The sequence below is a fragment of the Pseudovibrio flavus genome, assembly GCF_009711345.1.
Classification (GTDB): domain Bacteria; phylum Pseudomonadota; class Alphaproteobacteria; order Rhizobiales; family Stappiaceae; genus Pseudovibrio; species Pseudovibrio flavus.
The window spans coordinates 1-22747 of sequence record NZ_SMMA01000052.1 but is presented as its reverse complement, the minus strand read 5'-3'; the positions used below and the strand labels follow the sequence as shown (position 1 = coordinate 22747).

The following is a 22747-nucleotide window of genomic DNA, read 5'->3' as shown; positions in this document are numbered from 1 at the left end:
ATGTGTATGAGGAGCGTGGAAGGCACTATGTTTTCTTTGAAAGGCAAAAGGGCTTTGGTCGTTGGTGTAGCAAATGACCAGTCGATAGCATGGGGCTGCGCACGGGCATTGCGTGCTCAAGGGGCCGAGATAGCAGTAACCTACCTAAATGAGAAAGCAGAGCCGTACGTTCGCCCTTTAGCGGAAGAGCTGGAAGCGCCGATTTTCGCCCCCTTGGATGTCAGCAGTGCGGTGCAACTCGACGCGTTATTCGAGCAAATTCGAGAGCAGTGGGGTTCTTTGGATATCCTCATACACTCCATAGCGTTTTGCCCAAAAGACGATCTTCATGGACGTGTGATTGATTGCTCCGCCGAGGGCTTTGCCATGGCGATGGACATTTCCGTTCATTCGTTTTTGCGGCTTATAAAGCGGGCTGAGCCCTTAATGGGGCCAGGCGGAACCATTCTTACCGTGAGCTTTTATGGATCTGAAAAGGTTGTGTCACACTACAACATCATGGGGCCGGTAAAAGCTGCGCTGGAAAGCACAACGCGCTACGTTGCTGCAGAGCTTGGAAATAAAGGAATTTCTGTTCACGCATTGTCACCGGGGCCACTTGCTACGAGAGCAGCGAGCGGTATTGCCCATTTTGATAGAATGCTGGCAAAAGCCGCAGAGAAAGCTCCAACGCATGCCTTGGCGACTATCGACGATATCGGCGCGTATGCCGCTTTCCTTGCCAGTAATGAAGCCCACAATACCACAGGTGTAATTCACCCGATTGATGGCGGTTATCGCATTATCGGATAGGAGTGATGTTTGCTTGTCTAGGCAACTAGATCTTGCGGAATTTTGCCTGCAAAGAATGCGTCAAGATTATCAAGAGCGCGAAAGCCCATTGCATCTCGCGTACGGTCTGTTGCGCTACCTATATGTGGAAGCATAAAGACATTGGGTAGCTTGGCAAACTCAGGGTTGCCGCCGGGCTCGTTCACAAAGCAATCTAGCCCTGCTGCGAATAACTGGCCGTCTTGCAATGAGGCAATAAGGTCTTCCTCGACAACCAGCGCGCCTCTTGCGGTGTTAACGAAAACTGACTGTTTTGGCATCTGCGCAAAACGGGCTGCATTCATTATGCCTGTTGTTTCTGGCGTTGCCGGACAGTGTAGGGACAGGAAGTCACAGTCGGGGAGGAGGCTATCGAGGGTGTCATGATAGATAGCGCCTTGCTCTAACTCAGCCGATAGACGGCTGCGATTGAAATAATGTACCTCCATATTAAGGCCGCGGGCATTTCGGGCCATAGCCCTGCCAACGCGGCCCATCCCGATAATACCTAGTCGAGCGCCGCTTACCTGTTTCCCAACCATGAAGGAGGGGCTCCATGTTTCCCACTTTCCATTGCGAACAAGCGCATCTCCCTCTACGGCGCGCCGTGCAGCCCCAAGCATAAGGAGGAGCGCGATCTCCGCCGTTGCGTCAGACAGCACATCTGGTGTGTTTGTGACGCGAATTCCCTTCTGGGCGAGCGCTGCAAGATCACAATGATCGACACCGACTGAATGATTGGCAATTATCTTGAGCCGATCGTTTAATTGCTCGGTCGTTTGCCGGTCAAAAATTTCGGAATGGCACGGCAATATGGCATCAACCTTTGCACTCATTGCGATGATTTGTTCCTGTGATGGTGGATCATCGTGCCAGTTGATGATGGTGTCATAATCCTTCTGCGCACGCTCCAGCGCGGCATCAGACAGGCGACGGGTGATCCATAAAACAGGCTTGTTCATCTTTGTTTCCTTAGTTCTTTGACGCAGTCCTCCCAGAAGTCATAGAGAGCGAGGCAAAGCACAAAGACAGTAATGACCCAGAACGGCAGCCCACCCCAGAAACCTGCGAAGCCACTGGATATGCTCTCGGCCAAACCAAGAATAAACGCAGCAAATAGCAGCGTTGCCAGAAGAGCAAAGAGGATCAGTATAAAGCGTGGCGGCATAGGCATACCTCTCTAGTTAGTCTTTATTCAGTCAACTCGTTGAGTAGCCAGCGGGCGGTTCGCATTAATCTGTCGTCTTCTTCGCGTCCGCCGATCAATTGCACGCCCATTGGCATGTCTTCCAAGCTGGAAAGAAGAGGCAGGTTTAGGCATGGCAAACCGGAGAGTGTCCAAATAGTTGAGAAACATGGATCTCCTGTACCTTTTTCGAACGTTGGAGCAGCACCAGTGCTGGAAGGGCACAAAATGGCGTCGAAGTCCTTGAAAAAGGCATCGAAGAAGTCACTTGCCGCAGTTTTCGTGCCGATCGCTTCTTCGTATTGGGAGTGGCTAATGGCACGTCCTTTTTCGATGTAGGGCTTGATCGTCTCACTAAGGTCATACCATCGGGTTTCGATTGTTTCTGCCTGATGCTGACAGAACTCATAGAGATGAATGGTCATCAAAGTATCCGGCAGGCCTGCAAAAGCTGGAGGGCAGGGGATTGTCTCCATGATCGGACTAAGGACAGACTTTAGTTCCTTAAATGCTGCCGTTGCTTCCTCCGAGAGCCGATCAGAAAAGGGTAGGTCGAGCCACGCTAAATTGGGAGTAACGGGCGGATCTGCCGCATACCCTTCATGAAAATGGGGCTTGGGATATGGGTAGCTGTTGATGTCTCTAGGGTCGTAGGTGGCCAACGCATCGTTCAAGATTGCAAGGTCCTCTAGGCTTCTACCAAAACCTCCCACTTGGTCGAGGGTTACCGATGTTCGCAAAACGCCAGTTCTCGATATAACGCCGCTTGTCGGTTTCGTTGCAAAAACTCCGCAAAACGAGGCTGGACGGATGACAGACCCATTTGTTTGCGTTCCGATGGCAAGAGGTACTTGATAAGCTGCAACTGCGGCTGCTGATCCGCTCGAAGAACCGCCCGGGCTGTACGCGATATTGTGCGGATTGCGTGTTTCGCTTGGATGTAAAAACGCTAGTTCTGTCGTTACGGTTTTTCCAAGAATGATTGCGCCTGCTTCCTTCAGACAGTTGATCAGTTCCGCATCATCTTTGGGGCGGCGGTCTTGAAAGATCGGTGAGCCCCGTTCTGTTGGCATGTCTTTGGTATCAATTATGTCCTTGATGCCAACAGGTACGCCGTGGAGAAGCCCCGTGGGTTTGCCTTGTCTGCGAATTTGATCAAGCTCTCGGGCTTGTTCAATTGCCCCCTCAGCATCAACATAAGCCCAAGCGTGAAGTGTATTATCGGTTTCATCAATCCTATCCAGACAGGATCGCACCAACGCTTCCGAAGTTAGTGTCCCTGCCAGAATTTGATCCCGTGCTTCTTTCGCGCTCAATAGATAGCTCATGAATTCCTGCTCACCTCATTCTAATTAGGGAATATACTCACCAAAGAGATAATCTGGAAGCCAAAGAGCGATCCCTGGGAATTGGTACATGAGAACCATGGAAAGAATAACGATGGCTAGATAAGGCAGGATACCTTTGAAGATATCGACCAGTTCGATCTGACTTCGGAGCACTCCTTTGAGGTAATAGGCCGACATGGCCATGGGCGGGGTGAGGAACGAAGTTTGGAGGTTCAGCGCAACCAACATCGCGAAGAAATAGGGGTTCACGCCGAATGTATCGAGCATCGGCAGGAATATTGGTACGAAAATGATCAGAATTTCTGACCACTCAAGCGGCCAGCCTAGAATAAAAATGATGAGCTGAACCATTACCAGAAACTGCCAAGGTTCAAGGTTCAGGCTAAGCACCCAATGCTCAATGACATCATGACCGCCAAGGTATGAAAAGACGGAGGCAAACGTCCATGAACCGACAAAGAGCCAACAAACCATTGCTGTAGCTTTTGCAGTCAGAAAGACGCTTTCTTTCACTTTCTGCCAAGTGAGCGCCCTGTAGAGGAAGGCGAGTACCAGCCCGCCCAATGCACCCATGGCGGCTGCTTCCGCGGGTGTTGCAAGGCCTCCGAGAATTGAGCCGAGTACTAGCATAATCAGAACAGTGAGCGGCACGAACGATATCAGCAATTCAATATAGATTTGGGCTGCTGGCGGTATATCTTCCTGTTTGGGCTTGGGGGCGATTGAAGGGGAGATGCCAACGCGGGCAATAACATAGAGAATATAGAGACCTGCCAACATCAAGCCGGGAAAAACAGCGGCTGCGTAAAGTCTAAGCGGTGATAGCTCTGCGATCGCTGAATAAACAATAAGCATGATGGATGGGGGGATGAGAATGCCAAGGGTACCGCCAGCGCAAATAACACCAGCTGCGAACTGCCTGTTGTAATGGGCGTTAGCCATAGCGGGGAATGCGAGCAAACCCATGAGCGTAACCACCGCACCGACAATTCCTGAAGCCGTTGAGAATACCGCGCAGGTGATTAGAGCGGCGATTGCCATGGAGCCGGGTAGGTTCCGAGCTGCAAGTTGCAAGGAATAGAAAAGACGATTGACGATATTGGCGCGCTCAACGACGTATCCCATAAACAGAAAGAGCGGGATGGCCACCAGCGTGTCGTTTTCCATCACAGAGTAGGTGTTCTGGTTAAGCAGGTAGAAAATGTTGTTGTTGAACAGATCCGCAAAACTATCGAGATTGCCTTGATAATAGGCGTAGTAACCAAAGCCCACACCCATAGCCAACAGCGTAAATGCAATGGGAAAGCCCAATAACACCAGTAGGATGAACAGGCACAGCATCAAAATGGCGACTTCTGGATTCGTCATCGTTTGCTCTCAATAAAATAAATAAATCAATGACCTGCGCTGGGCTCTTGCTCCATCAGCAAATCTTCGGTTTCTTTCACGTCATCCAGTCGCTTCATCCACTTGCCGGTTCGTATAGCCCTCCAACAACGAAGTAACTCTGCGATGCCCTGTAAAATGAGAAGAAATCCAGCAATCGGGATGAGGGTCTTGAAGAAATAAATCTGAATGCGCGCAGGGCTATTCCAGCTGACTTCCTGATAACGCCAACTGTCTGAGGCGATCTCTGCGCCATACCAAAACAGAGCCAGTATGCCGGGGAAGAAGAATAGCAGGTAAAGGACGAAGTCGATGGAGGCTTGATAGCGTACTGGCATGAGGCGGTAAAAGACGTCGCCGCGCACATGCGCGTCCTGAGCGAGCGCATAGGGGCCAGCCATCAAGAACAGCGCACCATACATTTGCACCATCATATCGAAGGCCCATACGGTCGGTGCATTAAGCGCGTAGCGCACAAACACCTCGTAGGAAACCGATAGCGTTAAGATGAGAATGCACCAACCGAACGCTCTTCCGACCCATACACTTAGATATTCAATGGCATAGATGATTTTTGACACCGTGCCCCCCACACAATGTGAAAACTATCGGGGGCAGAAGCCCCCGACAGGTGTTGGTTAGCTGCCGAAATAGTGGGCGTAAGCCAACTTGTAGTCAGGCTGGTTCAGGTTCAGGTAGTTCATCACCTGCCTTGCATAGGCTTTTTGGGAATCTACGACCTTCGCGAAGAACGGGTCTTCGTTGGAAATGCGGTCAACGACAATGTCCCAAGCCTCAAGCTGGGCCTGCATGACTGAATCTGGCGTGCGGTACACATTCACGCCCTGATCGTTGGCAAGTGTTTCCAGATCTTCCGCATAGCGTTTGGTGTTGTGCCAGTAGAAGTTGGAGTTCTCTGCTTCTGACGCATACTTCAAGATTGCCTTCAGCTCGTCTGGCAGAGCTTCATACTTCTGCTTGTTGAAGGTGACTTCGAAGAACTCCTGAGACTGGTGAAACGATGCAAGGTGATAGTGCTTTGAAACATCCTGCATGCCGAAGTCTCGGTCAGACGTCGGGTTGTTGAACTCTGCTGCATCGATAAGGCCGGACTTCATGGCTGGCTGAATTTCACCGCCCGGAAGCTGGACAACAGACATGCCCATTTCCAGCAGAACATCAGCTGCTAGACCAACGGTTCTGTACTTCAGGCCGTTCATTTGAGCAGCGTCGGTGATCTCTTCCTTGAACCATCCAAGAGGCTGAGCTGGCATTGGGCTATTAAAGAAGGAAACAACATTGAGGCCCAGAATGCCCATGAGTTCGTCAAAGAGTTCCTGACCGCCGCCATAGTTGACCCAGCCGAGAACTTCTTGAGAAGACCAGCCAAAGCATGGGCCTGTGCCAAACAAGGAGGCTGTTTTGGATTTGGAGTACCAATAGGCAGGAACATAGTGTGCAGCATCAAGCACGCCGCGGTGTACCGCATCCTGCATCTGGCTGGTTTTCACGACCGAGTTTACTGGCAGAAGGTCAATCTGAAGGGCGTTGCCAGCCATCTGGTTGACGCGGTCTACATAGGACTGCGCGTTTTCAAGAAAAATGCCGCCACCCCACGCTGCTTGCATCTTCATTTGAACCGGTTGGGCTCTAGCGATTGAAGGTGCTGCGAGGGATGCTGTTGTTGCGGTTGCAGCCAGCGCACTGCCCTTGAGAAAGCTTCTTCTATCAAGGCGTTTCATTATGGTTCCTCCCATGGATTTATAATCTAGACGTCGAGATTACCTCTGGTTTTCATCGTTATTTTTTGTTCGATTATTATAATTCTATAATATTACGAGGGTCACTGTAAGTTATTTATGTTTATCTGCAAAATTTATGGTTATGTTTAATTATAGGTAAGCTTTGTTGTATTGGTATATATTGCAGTGATGCTAATATGTTTTTGGTTGTTAATTAGGCTAACTGCAATTTTTACTTTATTGTATTTTGTATTTTGGGTTGTGTTTTGATATGCGGGCTTACCGTCACACAAGTTGTTTGACGTCTAGTGAGAGAGGCGTAAAAAACTTCTGGGATCGTCAACAAATCGACTTGTTGCTAACCTATGAAAATATGTTGGTAGATAGCGGTGCGAGGTTGACTATCGAGTGAAAAATGCTGTTTAACCCCGACGGATGTTGTCCTCGATTGGACGTAAACTGTATTCGTCTACTCCTGCTTGGAAGCAGGGCCTTTTCCACTAGTTATAAAGCCTCTGATGCATCGAATGCGCATGAAACCATGATGTCATTTTGATGTGAGTAGGTCGGTAGAGCTGGTAATTGCGTGGTCGGGCATGTGCTGCCCGGTGTATAAAAGGATAAACAGTTGCGCAATAACGATGTTGCTCCACACTCTGTGTATGGGTTGGATCGATGGGGGAAGGGACTAATTTCTGTTCTTCCCAACGGTGATATCGGATTGAGTAACCCGCTTCGTCCAGAAGCGCCTAAAGTTAGTCTTCCAGAAATCGTTCATGATCTTGAAATGCGCGGTATTCACGCGCCTGTTTTGCTGCGCGTTAGTTCGTTTTTGCAGCACGAGATCCATCATATTAATACAAGCTTTCAAGAAGCGATTAAGCGCGTCAAATATAACGGCCAGTATCGCGGCGTGTTCCCTATTAAGGTGAACCAGCAGGCGCAGGTTGTTGACCGTATCGTGGAATATGGCCGCCCTTATTCTTACGGCCTTGAAGCTGGCTCCAAGCCTGAGTTGGTGATTGCGCTTGCACACCGCTTGGCGAAAGACGCCCTTATTGTTTGTAATGGCGTCAAGGACGAGGAATTCGTTCGTCTCGCTATTCTGTCTCGTAAGCTTGGCTTTAACACCTTTATCGTGTTGGAAAGCCCTAAGGAGCTTGAGACCGTTATCTCGGTTGCTCAAGAACTGGGTGAAGAGCCGCTGCTTGGCGTTCGCGTTAAGCTGACCAACCAGATTGGTGGTAACTGGGCGCAGAGTTCCGGTGATCGTTCGGTGTTTGGTATGAACACCGATCAGCTGGTTGCGGTTATTGATAAGCTTCGCGAACACAACCTTCTGCATTGCTTGAAGTTGCAGCACTCTCACCTCGGTTCTCAGGTGCCGGATGTGAACGATGTGCGCCGTTCTGTTGGTGAGGCATGTCGCTATTTCGTTGAGCTGACCAAAGAAGGTGCTCCTTTGAGCTTCCTTGATTTGGGCGGCGGCTTGGGTGTTGACTACACCGGCGAAAAGAAAGCGACCGAGAACTCAACTAACTACTCCGTTGAAGAATACTGCGATAACGTGGTTGAGACCGTTGCTTATGCAATGGATGCAGCTGAGCTGCCTCATCCGACAATCGTAACCGAGAGTGGCCGCGCAGCTGTTGCGTCGTCTTCTATGCTTATCTTCAACGTTCTTGAAGCAACGCTGTTTGATGCGCCAAACAAGATCGAACCGGAAGAAGGTGACCACCATCTGGTTTTCGACCTTGCTGAGGTAAACAATTATCTGAGCGTTGAGCGTCTGCAGGAATGTATCAACGACGCGGACTTCTATCGCAACGAATTGCGAGCTCTGTTCCGCCGTGGTTACATTGATCTGCGCCAGATGGCCCGCGGTGAGCGCATCTATCTCTACCTCATGTCCCGCATCAAGGTGCTGGCACGGGATCTGGAAGATGCGCCGGAAGTTGCGGCACATCTGGAGAAGCTGGTCGATATCTATCACTGCAACTTCTCTTTGTTCCAGTCATTGCCGGACGTTTGGGCGATTGATCAGCTGCACCCTGTTGTGCCGCTTCAGCAGCTCAACGAGGAGCCGGATCGCCGTGCGGTGCTTTCTGATATTACTTGCGACTCAGACGGCAAAGTGGACAAATTTATTCTGGCAGATGGCATTCATCCGTCTCTGCCAGTGCACTCCCTTCAAGAAGGCAAGCCTTACTACATGGGCGTGTTCTTCATAGGTGCCTATCAGGAAACTCTGGGCGACCTGCACAATCTTTTCGGCGACACGAACGTTGCTACTATCGATCTTCGTGAAGATGGTGGCTTTGATCTGTTGCAGGAAGTGGAAGGCGATACAATCTCTGAGGTGCTCTCTTATGTAGAGTATGACCCTAAGGACTGTATGGACGCATTCCGCAAATCTATCGATGAAGCGATTTCTGCCGGTAAGCTGAAGAACGCGGATCGAAAAACGCTGGTGGCGGCTTACCGCGACAGCATCAATGGTTACACTTATTACGAATAATCTCTAACTGGAGGCTCAATAAATGGGTAAGACTCTGGTCATCGGTGCTGGCGGTGTATCTTCCGCAGCCGTACACAAAATGGCAATGAACTCGGACATCTTCTCCGAGATCACGTTGGCATCACGCCGCAAATTCAAGTGTGACGATATCGCAAAGAGCGTCAAGGAAAAGACCGGCGTAGAGATTAAGACTGCGGAAGTGGACGCTATGGACGTTGCCGCAGTCGTAGCGCTCATCAAGGAAACCGGCGCAGAACTTCTGGTAAACCTTGCTCTGCCTTACCAGGACCTGAAGCTGATGGATGCCTGCCTTGAAGCTGGCATCAACTACCTTGATACTGCAAACTACGAGCCAGAAGACGAAGCGAAATTCGAATATCACTGGCAGTGGGCTTATCAGGAGCGCTTCAAAGAAGCTGGCCTGACTGCGATCCTCGGTTCCGGTTTCGATCCGGGCGTAACTTCCGTTTACGCTGCATGGCTGAAGAAGCACAAGCTGAACTCCATCCGTCAGATCGACATTCTCGACTGTAACGGTGGTGACAACGGTCAGGCTTTTGCAACCAACTTCAACCCTGAAATCAATATCCGCGAAGTGACTGCAGACGCACGTCACTGGGAAAATGGTGACTGGGTTATCTCTCCTGCAATGACCCACAAAGTCGCTTTCGACTTCCCGGGCGTTGGCGAGAAGAACATGTACCTCATGTACCATGAGGAACTGGAAAGCCTGAAAGAGCACTACCCTGAAATCAAGCGTGCTCGCTTCTGGATGACTTTCGGTGATGCGTACATCAACCACGTTCGCGTTCTGGAAGGCATTGGCATGACCTCTATCGAGCCGGTCATGCACGAAGGTCACGAAATCATCCCGCTTCAGTTCCTGAAGTCCGTTCTGCCAAATCCGGGCGACCTCGGTGCACTTACCAAAGGCAAGACCTGCATTGGTGACATTGCTACCGGTGAAGCAAAAGACGGTTCTGGCGAAAAGACCTACTACATCTACAACATCTGCGATCACGAAGAGTGTTATGCAGAAGTTGGCTCTCAGGCTGTTTCCTACACCACTGGTGTGCCTGCAATGATCGGCGCTGCTATGGTGCTGAACGGCATTTGGAAAGAGCCGGGTGTATGGAACATGGAACAGCTTGATCCAGACGCATACATGGACATGTTGAACACTCAGGGTCTGCCTTGGCAGGTTGTTGAGCTGGACGGTCCAGTAGAGTTCTAAGAATGGCAGAAATGATGCAGACACAGGCCGGGGATCCCGGCGCGTTCAAGTCCTTTGACCTGAACCGCGTTCCGTCCCCGTGCTTCGTTGTTGACGAAGCAGCCATTCGGCGCAATCTGCAAGTTCTGAAAGATGTGGGCGACCGTTCGGGCGCCCATATTCTTTCTGCGCTGAAGGCATTCTCCATGTTCGCCCTTGCGCCGGTAGTGCGAGAGTACCTTCAAGGTACCTGTGCCTCCGGTATTTACGAGGCGCGCCTTGGACGCGAGAAATACGGCGGTGAAGTTGCAACCTTCTGCGCTGGATACAAAGCCGAAGATATTGATGAGATCATCGCGCTTTCCGATCATTTGATCTTCAACTCCCCGACACAGAAAGATCGTTTCCTTCCAAATGTACGCGCCAGTGGCCGTGACATTCAGGTTGGTTTGCGCATCAACCCGCAGCATTCTGAGGGTGAAGTGCCAAAGTACGATCCATGCGCACCATGCTCTCGTCTTGGTACGCCGGTTTCTATGTTGTCGGCGGAAGTTCTTGAAGGTGTTGACGGTCTTCATATGCATACTCTGTGCGAACAGGCGTTTGAGCCTCTACAGCGTACATGGGCTGCGATTGAAGAGAAGATTGCGCCGTACTTCGGTCAGCTGAAATGGCTTAACTTCGGTGGTGGTCATCACATTACCCGCGCGGATTATGACCGCGAGGCGCTGATTGCTTTCATCAAAGACCTGCGTGAACGTACCGGTCTGGAAGTCTATCTGGAGCCGGGTGAAGCCGTTGCCCTTGATGCGGGTATTCTGGTTGGTGAAGTTCTGGACATCCATCGCAACGATATGGATCTGGCGATCGTCGATATTTCGGCAACTTGCCATATGCCAGACGTGATCGAAGCGCCGTACCGTCCAGCAATGCTGGGGGAGGTTAGCGAAGGTGGTCATATGTATCGCTTTGGCGGTCCATCCTGCTTGGCTGGCGACGTGATTGGCGATTACGCCCGCGCCGAGCCGCTTCAGGTTGGTGATCGTTTTGCGTTCCTTGATCAGGGCCACTATTCCATGGTCAAGACCAACACCTTTAACGGTGTGCCATTGCCAACGATTGCACTTTGGAACAGCGAGACCGATGAGCTGAAGCTGGTGCGCCAGTTCGGTTACGAAGACTTCCTGAACAGGCTGTCGTAACGCTTTTTGAATTTGCGCATACTCTTGAATGACCGGAGGTTCCGGCGGTTGAGAGTATGCCCTAGGAGATGGACATGACTATTTTTCTTGGTAGCGAACTCACCGAGGGCGAGCGCTCTGCTGAAACCGCTCGTTTTCAGGTTATCCCGATGCCATTGGAGCGCACTGTCTCCTATGGTTCCGGCACAATCAACGGTCCGGCGGCAATTATTGAAGCCAGTAACGAGCTTGAGCGCATCACGAATGGCGTTGAGCCTTGCGCACTTGGCATTCACACTCAGGAAGAGGTGAACTGCGAGGGCGATCTTCCTGAGGTTATGGAGCGTCTTGCTCAGCGTACGGAAGCTGCTGTGAAAGCAGGTCAGGAACCTGTGGTGCTGGGTGGTGAGCATTCCATCACGTATGGCGCCGTAGTTGGTGTTGCTCGTGCTCTTGGTCAGCCAGTCGGTATCGTTCACATTGATGCCCATGCAGATCTGCGCATTGCCTATCAGGGTAATCCGCACTCCCACGCGTCTGTAATGAACCTGCTGGCGGAAGAGAAAGTTCGCCTTGCCCAGTTTGGCGTTCGCGCGTTGTGCGAGCAGGAAATGGAAAGCCGCGAGAAGTTCAATGTGTTCTTCAAGGATGCAGAGGAGCTGGTAACCGGCAATATCCATGCGGTTGATCTTCCCGAAGACTTCCCGGAGCTGGTGTACATCTCCTTCGACGTTGACGGTATTGATCCTTCCCAGATGCCTGCGACAGGCACTCCTGTGCCGGGTGGTCTGAGCTATTACCAGTCTTTGCACTTGGTTGAACATGCTTTGAAGGGCCGCAAATGCGTAGGTATCGACGTTGTTGAGCTGGCTCCAGACGGTAATGCTGCTTGGGACTTTACTGCTGCGCAGATCACCTATCGCCTGATGGCGACGGCAGTCTAATCTATTTAGCGCAATAGTTATTTGAAGAGGGCGAGCGAGAGCTTCGCCCTTTTTGTTTTTGGACCTTAAAGTGATGAATGGTAAAAATTGGCGCTCAATATGTAATATTATTACATAAAAGTGCCTTAGATAGAAATATTAGGGATACTTTTGTATACCCTAGTGTTCTTTTTACACGATGCCGTTCCAAATCAAAAGTTAGAGTCGTGTCGTAAATCAGCAGAAGATCAGCGGTGCTGGGCACTAGTAATTTTAGTTCTCTGCTGGGCAACTTAACTTAATACTGCTGTAGGAATCCTATTGGTTCCCAGTCGCTTAAAGGGGACTTTGCTTTCCAAAAATCAATTAAAACAGCGCATATGCGTAAATATCGGTATTATCCCTGCGTTGCCATTGTATTGCTCTACGGGGTATTTACGCGGCAGAAACGAAAAGAATTCGGCAAGCTTCGCTAATGAAGTTATGCCTGAGCGGGAATAAATTTTATGTCCACCCCATCGACAAGCCTGGATGCCGGTCGTTCACCTGGCATTCTTGGAGCAATCGAGCGAGTTGGTAACAGACTTCCGAATATCACAATTCTGTTCTTCTACGCGCTCTGTGTGGCAGCACTAGCGTCTTGGCTGCTGTCTTACATCAGTTTCGATTACATCAATCCGGTAAGCGGCGAGCAAATCCAGATCAAGAATATGCTGGCTCCTTCCGAGTTGCTGGCGCTTTCTCAGAGTCTGGTGAAGAACTTCGTTACGTTCCCACCTTTGGGTATCGTAATTGTTGCGACGCTTGGTATCGGTATTGCTGAAGGCGCGGGCTACCTGCGCACGCTGCTTAAGCAGTTGCTGGCCATTACCCCGCAGCGTTTTGTAACGCCATCCGTTATCTTCGTTGGTGTTGTAAGTCACGTTGCTGCCGATAGTGCCTACGTGTTCTTGATGCCGATTGCGGCCTTCATGTTCTATGCATCCGGCAAGCATCCACTTGCAGGTATCGCAGCGGCCTTTGCAGGTCTTGCTGGTGGTTTTGCAGCGAGCTTCACGCCGTCTTCCATCGACCCGATTATGCAGGGCTTCACGCAGGGTGCTGCACGCATTATTGACCCGAACTACGCGGTCAACGTGCTGTGTAACTACTTCATCTCCTTTGGCTCTACCTTTGGTGTCATCGGCGTATGTTGGTACATTACCGACAAGATTGTAGAGCCGCGCCTGCAGAAGTTCATGCCAATCGACAACCAGCCGGAAGGCGAGGACGAAGGTTCCCTTCAGAGCGTTACGCCGCTTGAAGCGAAAGCATTCCGCGCAGCGAACTACGTTATGCTGGCAATGGCTATTGGCCTTGTTCTGCTGCTCTACCCGGTAGACTCCATGCTGCGTGCGCCAGATGGTTCCATGACTTCGCCTCAGGCGCCGATCATGCAGATCATCGTACCGCTGCTGTTCATCTTCTTTGCGGTTCCGGGCATCGTTTACGGCTTTATTGCAGGCACCTTTAAGGATACCTCGCAGATCACGAAGTCTATGGAGAACGTCGTCATCACGCTGATTGGCTTCATCGTCTTCTGTTTCTTCTGCGCACAGTTCCTTTATGTGTTCGGCCAGTCTCAGATTGGTGCGCTTATCGCAATGTCCGGCGCTGAGTTCCTGAAGTCCATCGACCTGCCTCCGCAGGTAACGATTTTGGGTATCATCTTCCTGACTGCGTGCTTGAACATCCTGATCACTTCTGCATCGTCCAAGTGGGCTATTCTTGCGCCTGTCTTTATTCCGATGTTGATGGCGGTTGGTATCTCTCCAGAGCTGACACAGGCATCCTTCCGTATCTCCGATAGTGCAATCAACGTTTCTACTCCGTTGTTCTCCTTCTATCCGCTGATCATCATGTACTGTCAGCGTTACTGCACCAAGACGGGTGTTGGTACGCTGGTTTCCATGATGGTGCCATACACGGTTGGTCTGCTTGTCGTCATGACCATTACCCTCTACCTGTTCTGGGCACTGGGTATTCCGCTCGGTTTTGATAGCGGCTACGTCTATCCTGCGGTATAAACGCATAGCAATGTTTGAGGGTAGCTACAGGCTGCCCTTATTCGTTCTCCCTTTGAGAATTAAGGTTTTACAGAATGAGCAATCCGATTACCTCGGTGATGACCGAGAAGTTTCTCCGCTATGTGGCTGTAACCAGTCAGAGTAAAGCGGGTACTGGCCAAATTCCTTCCTCTGAAGGACAGCTGGAACTGGCAAAGATGCTTGCCGGGGAACTGGAAGTGCTTGGACTGAAACAGATCCACATTGATGACTTTGGTATTTTGACTGCCTACCTGCCGGGTACCGTTTCTGGCGTGGATACCATTGGCTTTGTCGCACACCTTGATACCGTTGATGTTAACCTCTCGCCTGACGTGAAGCCGCAGATCCTGCGCTATGAAGGTGAGGACCTTTGTTTGAACGCAGACAAAGACATCTGGATCCGCTCTGCGAACAACCCTGAAATCGATCTCTACAAGGGAGAAGAGATCATCTTCAGCGATGGAACGAGCGTTCTCGGAGCTGACAACAAAGCGTCTGTCGCCATTGTTATGACAATGCTTGAGCAGCTCATCACGAACAAAGAGAAGCATGGCGATATCTATGTTGCTTTCGTACCGGACGAGGAAATTGGCCTTGTCGGCTCAAAGCATATGGATCTTACCCGTTTCCCTGTCGATTACGCTTACACGATCGACAGCTGTGAGCTGGGTGAGGTCGTTTACGAGACCTTCAATGCGGCAACCGTAAACTTTTCCATTGAAGGTGTGACCGCGCACCCTATGTCCGCCTATGGCGTGCTGGTAAACCCAGTGCTGGTAGCTCATGACATCATGAGCGAGTTTGACCGCAAACAGACACCTGAGTGGACTAAAGAACGCGAAGGCTACTGGTGGTTTGCCGGCATCACAGGCAATCAGGCAACATGCCAGATGACCATGATGATCCGCGATCATGATCTCGCTTCATATGAGGCCCGCAAAGCTAAGGTGGGTGAAGTTGTAGAGAAGATCCGCGCCCTGAACCCGAAAGCGAAGATCGACTTCTCCATTGAGGATGTCTACAGCAACATCTCCAACGCAGTAGATAAGGATCACCATTCTATTCAGCAGATTTATGAGGCGATGGCAGCGGAAGGCGTGACCCCTAAGACCATCGCGATGCGCGGTGGCACAGATGGTTCAGCTCTTTCCAAGAAGGGCTTGGTCGTGCCGAACTACTTTACTGGTGGCCATAACTTCCATTCCTGCTTCGAGTTCCTGCCGCTTTCTGCATTCCAGAAGTCTTACGATGTGACCCGCCGCATTGTGAAGCTGGTAGCGGACAAAGCATAAACTATTGAAGCGCGGGCGAACGGATACGTTTTCGCCCGTGTTTCTTAGGGTTTTCGGTCAATATTTGTGCGAAGGGTTGGCGCGAATATTGACCGACCATTAACTTCTTGGCAGGCTAAAAACTAGGCAATGCCAAGAAGCGAGGAAAGTATGCAGTACGAGCTTTCGCTTGAGCAGAAAGAATTCTACCTGGTTTGGTCCGGTGATCTTCTGGTCGCCCGTCTTAGTGCGCACAACGCACAAGAAGCGTGCTGTACCTATGCGCGCGAGATTGGCCGCATGAAGGCTGTTGACCCATGCGCGCTGATTGCTGTTGCAGAAGCTGCAACAAGCCGCTTGAACACGCCCCGCTTTACCCGCAACTGGGGGCAGAGGCAGTAAAGCCTCTATCCTTCTTTAAGAAACCTGCTGGGCCGCTTTTGTTGGCGTAAACAGGACGAAGATAGAGCCATCAAAGCCTGTCAGTTTTTTCGCCCAAAGCCACAAGATGACATTGGAAAGGGCGTTCGAGCCTGTGTAGGCAACCGCGAAAGCCAATGGGCCGTGGGTTTGATAGAAGAAAGCACTTGCGCCTAGTGATAGCACCAAGCACACAGCCATGACGATTGCCGGCTGTGTCTGATAACCGCTCATTGAGAGAATAGCAGGGGCTGGGCCAAAGATTGCTCGGAAGAAAATCGCACCGCTGATGATCAGGAGATGAGGCCAGTAGGCAACGAACTCCGGCCCAAATAAGCTCAAGGCGAACTCACCAAGCACATACATGCCGATCATCACGCAGACGCTGAAAGCCGTTGTCGAGAGAACCGCAAGGCGCAGTTTTGCTATGACCTCAGCCCCGTTTTGAAGCGCATTCTTGGCGTAGATTTCTGGCAGAAGCAGCGAATACAGTGTGCGCATGCCGAAGCCCGCAATCATCCGCAGCCGGAATGCAATATGCAGCCCTGCGATTTGTGCCGGAAGGGCGATGATGCCAGCCAAGATGATATGCAGTTCAATGAAGAAGTCCCAAACGATGGACGTGACAATCCACGGTGGACCCATCTTTATCCAGCGGCTGCTATCAGACTTCGCTGTGATCGACTTACTCCAGACACCCGTTCTATGAAGGAAGAGCACCGCGCTCACGCCTGCTGCAAGGCTTGCAACGCCGTAGATGATAAGCAGATCGCTGATGCGAATTTTGTGACTGAACATTGCTGTGATCAGCAGAAGAAGCAGCGCCAATGCTGGTTTTAGCAGCGTGTCCGGGAGTAGGGCGCTTTGCTGGCGATCAAGCCCGATGAGAACCATGCAGTAGAAGAAGATTGCTCCGTTTGCGCCGATAAATACAACAGCAGCAGCTACCGTCTTCCAGTAGGAGTAGGCAATCTCGGGCGGGAAATAGCAAAGGTAGACTGCAAAGCCCGCAGAACCCAAGAGCGTGCCAACGCTGAGAAGCTTGGTCCCCTGAATGATAAAGCCTTTCAAAAGCTCAGGCTTCTTTTGCGCGTTGTACTCAGCCGTTAGAACGGTTGCGATGGCGTTGTAACCGCCAGTCGTCATCATGGCGAGCAAGGCAGAGACGGCCAAAAGAACGGAGAGGGTTCCCAGCATATCTGCGCCATACACTCTGGCGATCAGAAGGTTCGTTCCCAGCGCCGCGACAGCGCCGAGGATGCGCGCGCCGGTCAGCGTAAAGAAGCGCATCATGAACGAGTAAAGGGTGGAGCTGTTCATTTGCTGCCTTTGAGCTGGCGCCGGAGTTTATGGAAAAGCACGCGTCCACGTTTAATCTGGAACGTCAGTTCCCCGATCAAACGCGCTCGAATGGAGGCTGTGTAGTGGTAGTTGGGCGGCAAAACCGGCATTCGGCCAGATTTGCCAACGAAGCCTTTTTTGAACTGTTCAAGACCTGCGTCCTGATCCGTTCCGCCAAGGTCGTACCATTTAATGCGCGGATGATCGCATAGTTCTTTGGCGATCTCCCAATGCATAGGAAAACCGGCCTTTAGCGGAAGAGCGCGGTTGTTGGTTGCTCCATAGAGATAGATTGCAGTATCGCCGCTCATATCCACGACTGCGCCAGCAACGACTTCACCTTCGTGAGAGACAAGCATAATGCGAGGGCGGATGGCATCGCTCTGGCTCTGCATGAGATCATCGAGGGTGTAGATAGCGGAGTGATCGAAGAAATCTTTCCGCTCCAGCATGGCGGTATATAGGTCCATGAACTGCTCAAAGCCGTCGTAACCTTCTACCCATTCAATCTCGAAGTCATTTTTGAGGGCTTTTTTCAGATTGTAGCGCCATTTTTGGGATAGCGCCTTGTGCAATTCCTCGGAACTTTCTTGTGTATTAACGAGGTAACGTTCCGGCGATGGGAGGGAATCCCCCGCCTTGAAGCCCTTCTCGACAAGAATTTCTTCAATTTCCCCTGCCAATTCCGGTTCGGCCCGCGGCATAACGGTTACGTAGAGGCGTCTACGACCTGCATATTCAGTTTGGATATGCTCGATGATCTGCTGATAAATACTGATATCAGTCGGCTTGCCGGACTTTCTCCAGAGCGGTCCCCACTTCACAATGGCGAGGCCAGAGCCTGTATATGGGGCAGGAATAACAATGATTGCCAATGCACCGACGAATGTGTTGCCTCGTTTAAAGCCTACATACTCGCTACGGTCCGCTCCCCAGCGTGCATCGTTATAGCTTGCGGTCTGTTCGTGAAGGACATCATCAAATTCTGCTGAAAGAACATCAAATGTATCCCGATCCAGCTTCACAGCTTCAAGAGGGGCAGGGGAACTTTGAGGTCTAGAGGCGGCTTGGTGCAGCACAGGAGACTCCTTGGAGGCTAGGGCAAAGCTCATTGTTGATGCGTCCCTTTGGAAAATGACTTTTTGAAAATATTGGAGATAGGCGCGCAAACCCGTTGAATAATGCGTGCTGGGCTCGGGACTACGCGAAACAGGGCCATAATTCCCGGTTTCGGATCCTGCCACGAAAACGTCATGTGTAGATCTGCCCTAAGCGCTGTAACGACCGCAAGATATAGGCTCGAAACGGCTTGTTTCGCGCTGAGTTGCTTGCGGAGTAGAGCGATTTTAATGCCCATCAGTTCGCCGCTAAACCAAGCGTAGCGCATTCCGCCTTTGCCTGTAATCGACGTCGTGTCGAGTGATTTGTTAAGAGCCAGATCGACCAGAATTTGACCGAGCTTCAAACCGGTAGCCTCTGGTACGCAATGATTTCCGGCGATACGCGCATTAATCTCCAGAAAGCTGATAGCGCCGGTTTCGTCGTCAACGAGATACTGCGCGCAGCCAATACCGGTGTAATTCATGTCTGCAACAAGGGCCTCGGTATATCGGCGCAGGGTTGGGTCGGCGTCTAGAGTGATCCCTTCGACAGCAAGACCAGACCCATCTGGAACGTCAGTTCTTAGGATCTTGGCATGGAGGAAGCGGAAAACCTTGCCGTCCTTGGCAGCGAAATAGGCATTGTGGCGAAGGCCGCTCGCAAATGCTTGGCAGATCAACATGCCTTGGCTTGCAGGCCAAACCGGTAGCTGTGCGAGTAGATCTTCCTTAGAAGTAACGGTAATTGCCTTCTTGTCGTTGATGCGGACAGTGGAAGCCTCAGGGCGAATAACCGCTGGATACCCGATAATTGCGAGCACCTCTTCCAACTCCGGCATGGAGGTTGCTGTTCCATAAGGTGCGGTAGGTACATCAAGCTTGGTGCACCGTGAAAGCATGCCGAATTTGTCGAGACATTGTTCCACGAGTGTCGGAGAGACGAGTACTACTGGCGGTAACTGTTCGCGGATTTCAGTGTTCTTTGCGAGCAGGCGTACGAACTCCTCAGCCACCGGAAAGACGATGGAGACTTTCTGCTCATCGCAAAAGCTGAGCAGCGCTTGTAAGAAGGCATCTGGCGACTTTGCGGTATCTGGATGGTCCCAGATAGAATCGACATATTTGCTGTACTGGGCGCCGCCCTCCCAGCCTTCTAGGCCAGCGATCACCTTATAACCTTCGCCCTTGAATTGCTTGGCAAGAGCAAGGGTTGGACGATAGTTTCCAAGGAGGAGAATGGTCTCGTTCTGGGTGGTTATTTGCTTGTTATTTATGCCCATGATGCAGCCCGCCTTCACTGAATAAAGCGGAGTATAAATAGCAGTGCCTTATAACTCGTAAAGACGACACAAGGCGTAGTTTGAGGTTAGGAACCGAAAACTTTAGGCGAAAAAACAGCCGGAAACGAAAAATGCGCGGACCGATTGTTCCGCGCATTGCATGTCCATGTGGAGGTGTAGTTAGCTGCGAAGCTATTTGGTCTACAGCTTGTCTTGATCCGGCAGGTTTACGCCGACATGGTTCAGGAATTCTTTGAACTGGTAGCCGTAGTAAATGTTGCGCTCGACGTTGAGGTGATCGTCCAGAATTGTGATCGCCCCTTCAAGGTCGCTGTTGATGAGAAAGTTTGCGATCAACTGATGCTCTTTGTAGGCTTTCAGAACGTACTCGTCGGAAAGGCCGTACTGGTTCAGGATCGCCGCCATCAACGTGTTGGATAGCTCGTAAGATTTGACCAAAAGGCGGTTACCAGCCGCTGCGACGATCTTTTCGTGGAACTGATGATCCAGTAGGTAGAAGAGGGCAGTGTTATTCTGCTCGATGGAAAACTCCATCTGCTCAACTATACCGGCGAGTTCTTGGCCCAAATCTGGCAGAAAATCGCGATCACAATAGCGCAGGCACGCAGTTTCTATTGCGTGGCGGTGCTCAAGAATCTCCTTTAGCTGCTCTTTGCTAGGCTTTACAACAAACGTTCCAGATTGCTGCTTAACGGTTACAAGACCGTCGCGTTCTAGCATCTGGATAGCATCACGCACTGGCGACTTACTTACACCCAGTTCGCTAGCAATGCTGTTTTCAGAAAGTTTGGAGCCCATAGGCAATTTGCCGATGACAATCCTCGACTTCAATCGGGAGTAAACGATTTCTCGGAGGAGTTTTTTTTGCTCTTTCATCGGTGGTTGCCAGTTCGATTCCCAGTCTTGATTAAACTAATGCAAAGGGTTTGCCAAAGCACGATCTCAGATCTGGCTATAGTGTTTTTGTAGCGTATTGCAATAACACGTCGGCGCGAAAAGCCCAAAAAACCGGCAAAAACTGAAAAAGTGGAACGTTAGTTTGAAAGAAAAAGGGCCGCAGAATTGTCTGCGGCCCTAAAAAGTCGTCTTACCAGCGGTTAATCCAGCTCTTCGGCTCTTCTCCCTTGAGCATACGAACAGCTTCCAGACCTGCTTTAGTCTGCAGTTCTTCTAGGGATTCTACCGTGTACCACGCGGTGTGGTCGGCGACGACTACGTTGTCGAGTTCAAACAACTTGTGGTCTTTGATTGCAGGCTCAACTTCAAATACGTCGATGCCAGCTGCGAAAATACGGCGTGCTTTGAGAGCGTCGTAAAGCGCGTCTTCGTCGATCAAACCGCCACGACCGGTATTCACAACAACGGAGTTAGGCTTCATCATCGCAATGCGTTCAGCATTGAGGATGTGGTAGGTGTCGTCGGTCAGTGGAGCGTGCATGGAAATGATGTCACACTCTTTGCAGAGGGTGTCCATGTCAACGTTGCGAACGCCGTAGCGTGCTGCATCTTCGTCGCTCAGGTAAGGGTCGTGTACGAGCACTTCCTTGAAGCCGATACCGTCGGTTTTCTGTTTGAAATGACGAGCAATTCGGCCGAAAGAAACGATGCCGAGGGTCTTGCCTACGAGCAGACGAACTGGCTGGCTTTCAGAGATATCCCATGCGCCGTTACGAACCAGCTTGTCGCGAGAAACGATCATGCGGTTAGCAGCAAACATCAGGCCAACAGCGAATTCTGCAACTGCATCTGCGCCGTAGTCAGGCACGTTACAAACCGGAATTTTGCGGCTTGCAGCGTGGTTGAAGTCGATGTTGTTATAGCCAACGCCATAACGAACAACGCCTTTTGCGTTTTCCAGCTTGTCGAGCATGTCAGCGTCGAGCAGGCGGTCACGCAGCATCACGATGTCAGCATCGCGAGCGGCGGCAATACGTTCTTCGTCGCTGGCATCACGGCTTACAACAACGAAATCGAGATCAAACTCAGCCAGTGCAGCTTTTTCGGACACGTAGTCGGAGTAGCCCGGTTCAAGCATAACGACTTTTGCTTTAGGTTTGGTCACTTAAGTATACTCCCATCAAAAGTGGCGTTCCAGTTTGGTGTGTTTCCAACGGATAGCTGCCATATTTTATGAAGTGAGATTTCAGTTTGCTGCTTTGATTAATGTCAATGTTGTGGCGAAATCATCGATTATGCTCCGAAACCAGCTGATATTCCAAGGTAAGCTCAGCTTTTAGGGATTTTCCCTAGTGTGCTTTGCTTACGATCTGGAATGTCAGATTACATAACTGGGAGAATATAATGTTGAAGCTGAAATTGGCTGGCGCTGTTGCTGCCGCTGCGTTGACCTTTGCTGCAGGCTCTGCTTTTGCTGCTGACTACACCCTTCGCGTTGCTCACGGTAACACCGAGAGCTACCACATGCACAAAGCATGGGAAAAATTCAAAGAAGTAGTCGAGTCTGAATCCAAAGGTGACATCGTAGTAGAAATCTACGCAAACGGTCAGATGGGAGAGGACCGCGAGCTGCTAGAATTCGTACAGGACGGCACCATCGACCTTAACGCTTCTACCGTTGCTGTGCTGGCTGGCTGGGACACCGCATTTGCAACCTCCGAACTGCCTTACATGTTCCCTGATCGTAAGACCGCTCTGTCTGCTCTGAACGGTTCTTATGGCGAGTTCATTGGTGAGCGCGCGATGGATATCGGCATGCTGCACCTCGGCTGGTTCGAAAACGGCTTCCGTCAGGTGAACACCAACGTTCGCGCTGTACACAAGCCAGAAGACCTGAACGGCATCAAGATCCGTACCATGCAGGTTGACGCTCACATGGCTGCGTTCCGTCACCTCGGCGCGAACCCAACCCCAATGGCATTCGGTGAAGTATACTCCGCTCTTCAGCAGGGCGTTGTAGAT

20 protein-coding genes are annotated in these 22747 nt (G+C 50.9%); 9 read left to right on the top strand and 11 right to left on the bottom strand.

Annotated elements, in window-relative coordinates; translation table 11 throughout:
• The first annotated feature begins 27 nt into the window (after positions 1-27).
• A complete protein-coding gene (fabI, locus tag E1162_RS03385) occupies positions 28-792 on the top strand; it encodes an enoyl-ACP reductase FabI (protein ID WP_155126809.1) in 765 nt (254 codons plus the stop codon).
• 17 nt (positions 793-809) lie between these two features.
• Here the strand turns inward: fabI and E1162_RS03380 are convergent, their stop codons facing one another.
• The 6 genes from E1162_RS03380 to E1162_RS03355 are packed head-to-tail and all read right to left on the bottom strand — an operon-like array spanning position 810 to position 6473.
• Positions 810-1772, bottom strand: a complete 963-nt coding sequence (locus tag E1162_RS03380) for a 2-hydroxyacid dehydrogenase (RefSeq protein ID WP_155126806.1) — start codon at positions 1770-1772, stop codon at positions 810-812.
• Positions 1769-1978 carry a hypothetical protein gene (locus tag E1162_RS03375; RefSeq protein WP_155126803.1) on the bottom strand — a complete coding sequence of 70 codons (210 nt, stop codon included), beginning with the start codon at positions 1976-1978 and terminating at the stop codon, positions 1769-1771. The genes E1162_RS03380 and E1162_RS03375 overlap by 4 nt, the downstream gene beginning before the upstream one ends.
• Before the next feature lie 23 nt (positions 1979-2001).
• Positions 2002-3324, bottom strand: coding sequence for an amidase (locus tag E1162_RS03370; RefSeq protein ID WP_155126800.1), 1323 nt, complete (start codon positions 3322-3324; stop codon positions 2002-2004).
• Between the two features lie 24 nt (positions 3325-3348).
• A complete protein-coding gene (locus tag E1162_RS03365; protein WP_155126797.1) occupies positions 3349-4713 on the bottom strand; it encodes a TRAP transporter large permease in 1365 nt (454 codons plus the stop codon).
• 26 nt (positions 4714-4739) lie between these two features.
• Entirely contained in the window at positions 4740-5312 is a 573-nt protein-coding gene (locus tag E1162_RS03360; RefSeq protein ID WP_371311792.1) for a TRAP transporter small permease subunit, read from the bottom strand.
• A gap of 57 nt (positions 5313-5369) precedes the next feature.
• Positions 5370-6473 (bottom strand): TRAP transporter substrate-binding protein, encoded by a 1104-nt coding sequence (locus tag E1162_RS03355; RefSeq protein ID WP_257098629.1) that lies wholly within the window; start codon positions 6471-6473, stop codon positions 5370-5372.
• A gap of 658 nt (positions 6474-7131) precedes the next feature.
• Here E1162_RS03355 and speA point away from each other — a divergent pair.
• The 7 genes from speA (at position 7132) to E1162_RS03320 (ending at position 16068) form a co-directional block, all read left to right on the top strand.
• Entirely contained in the window at positions 7132-8991 is a 1860-nt protein-coding gene (gene speA, locus E1162_RS03350) for a biosynthetic arginine decarboxylase (RefSeq protein WP_371311796.1), read from the top strand.
• Between the two features lie 22 nt (positions 8992-9013).
• The gene (locus tag E1162_RS03345) at positions 9014-10225 is read left to right on the top strand and encodes a saccharopine dehydrogenase family protein (RefSeq protein ID WP_155126788.1); all 1212 of its coding nucleotides are present in this window, start codon (positions 9014-9016) and stop codon (positions 10223-10225) included.
• Positions 10226-10227: 2 nt separating this feature from the next.
• Positions 10228-11406, top strand: coding sequence for a carboxynorspermidine decarboxylase (nspC, locus tag E1162_RS03340; protein WP_155126785.1), 1179 nt, complete (start codon positions 10228-10230; stop codon positions 11404-11406).
• Between the two features lie 74 nt (positions 11407-11480).
• Complete coding sequence (gene speB, locus E1162_RS03335) at positions 11481-12329, top strand: agmatinase (protein WP_155126782.1); 849 nt, start codon at positions 11481-11483, stop codon at positions 12327-12329.
• Between the two features lie 485 nt (positions 12330-12814).
• A complete protein-coding gene (locus E1162_RS03330) occupies positions 12815-14374 on the top strand; it encodes an AbgT family transporter (protein ID WP_155126779.1) in 1560 nt (519 codons plus the stop codon).
• A gap of 74 nt (positions 14375-14448) precedes the next feature.
• Positions 14449-15687 carry a peptidase T gene (gene pepT, locus E1162_RS03325; RefSeq protein WP_155126777.1) on the top strand — a complete coding sequence of 413 codons (1239 nt, stop codon included), beginning with the start codon at positions 14449-14451 and terminating at the stop codon, positions 15685-15687.
• A 150-nt stretch (positions 15688-15837) separates the two neighbouring features.
• A complete protein-coding gene (locus tag E1162_RS03320; protein WP_155126774.1) occupies positions 15838-16068 on the top strand; it encodes a hypothetical protein in 231 nt (76 codons plus the stop codon).
• A gap of 15 nt (positions 16069-16083) precedes the next feature.
• On the opposite strand, the gene E1162_RS03315 is transcribed toward E1162_RS03320, so the two are convergent.
• The 5 genes from E1162_RS03315 to E1162_RS03295 form a co-directional block, all read right to left on the bottom strand.
• Positions 16084-17406, bottom strand: a complete 1323-nt coding sequence (locus tag E1162_RS03315; protein ID WP_155126771.1) for a lipopolysaccharide biosynthesis protein — start codon at positions 17404-17406, stop codon at positions 16084-16086.
• Entirely contained in the window at positions 17403-18539 is a 1137-nt protein-coding gene (locus tag E1162_RS03310; protein WP_155126768.1) for a lipid II:glycine glycyltransferase FemX, read from the bottom strand. The genes E1162_RS03315 and E1162_RS03310 overlap by 4 nt, the downstream gene beginning before the upstream one ends.
• Positions 18536-19807, bottom strand: a complete 1272-nt coding sequence (locus E1162_RS03305; protein ID WP_155126765.1) for an ATP-binding protein — start codon at positions 19805-19807, stop codon at positions 18536-18538. The genes E1162_RS03310 and E1162_RS03305 overlap by 4 nt, the downstream gene beginning before the upstream one ends.
• 201 nt (positions 19808-20008) lie before the next feature.
• Positions 20009-20704 (bottom strand): GntR family transcriptional regulator, encoded by a 696-nt coding sequence (locus E1162_RS03300; protein ID WP_155126762.1) that lies wholly within the window; start codon positions 20702-20704, stop codon positions 20009-20011.
• A 211-nt stretch (positions 20705-20915) separates the two neighbouring features.
• Positions 20916-21890 carry a C-terminal binding protein gene (locus E1162_RS03295; protein ID WP_371311791.1) on the bottom strand — a complete coding sequence of 325 codons (975 nt, stop codon included), beginning with the start codon at positions 21888-21890 and terminating at the stop codon, positions 20916-20918.
• Positions 21891-22129: 239 nt separating this feature from the next.
• On the opposite strand from E1162_RS03295, the gene E1162_RS03290 reads away from it, so the two are divergent.
• A partial coding sequence (locus tag E1162_RS03290; RefSeq protein ID WP_257098628.1) for a TRAP transporter substrate-binding protein occupies positions 22130-22747 on the top strand: 618 nt, incomplete at its 3' end.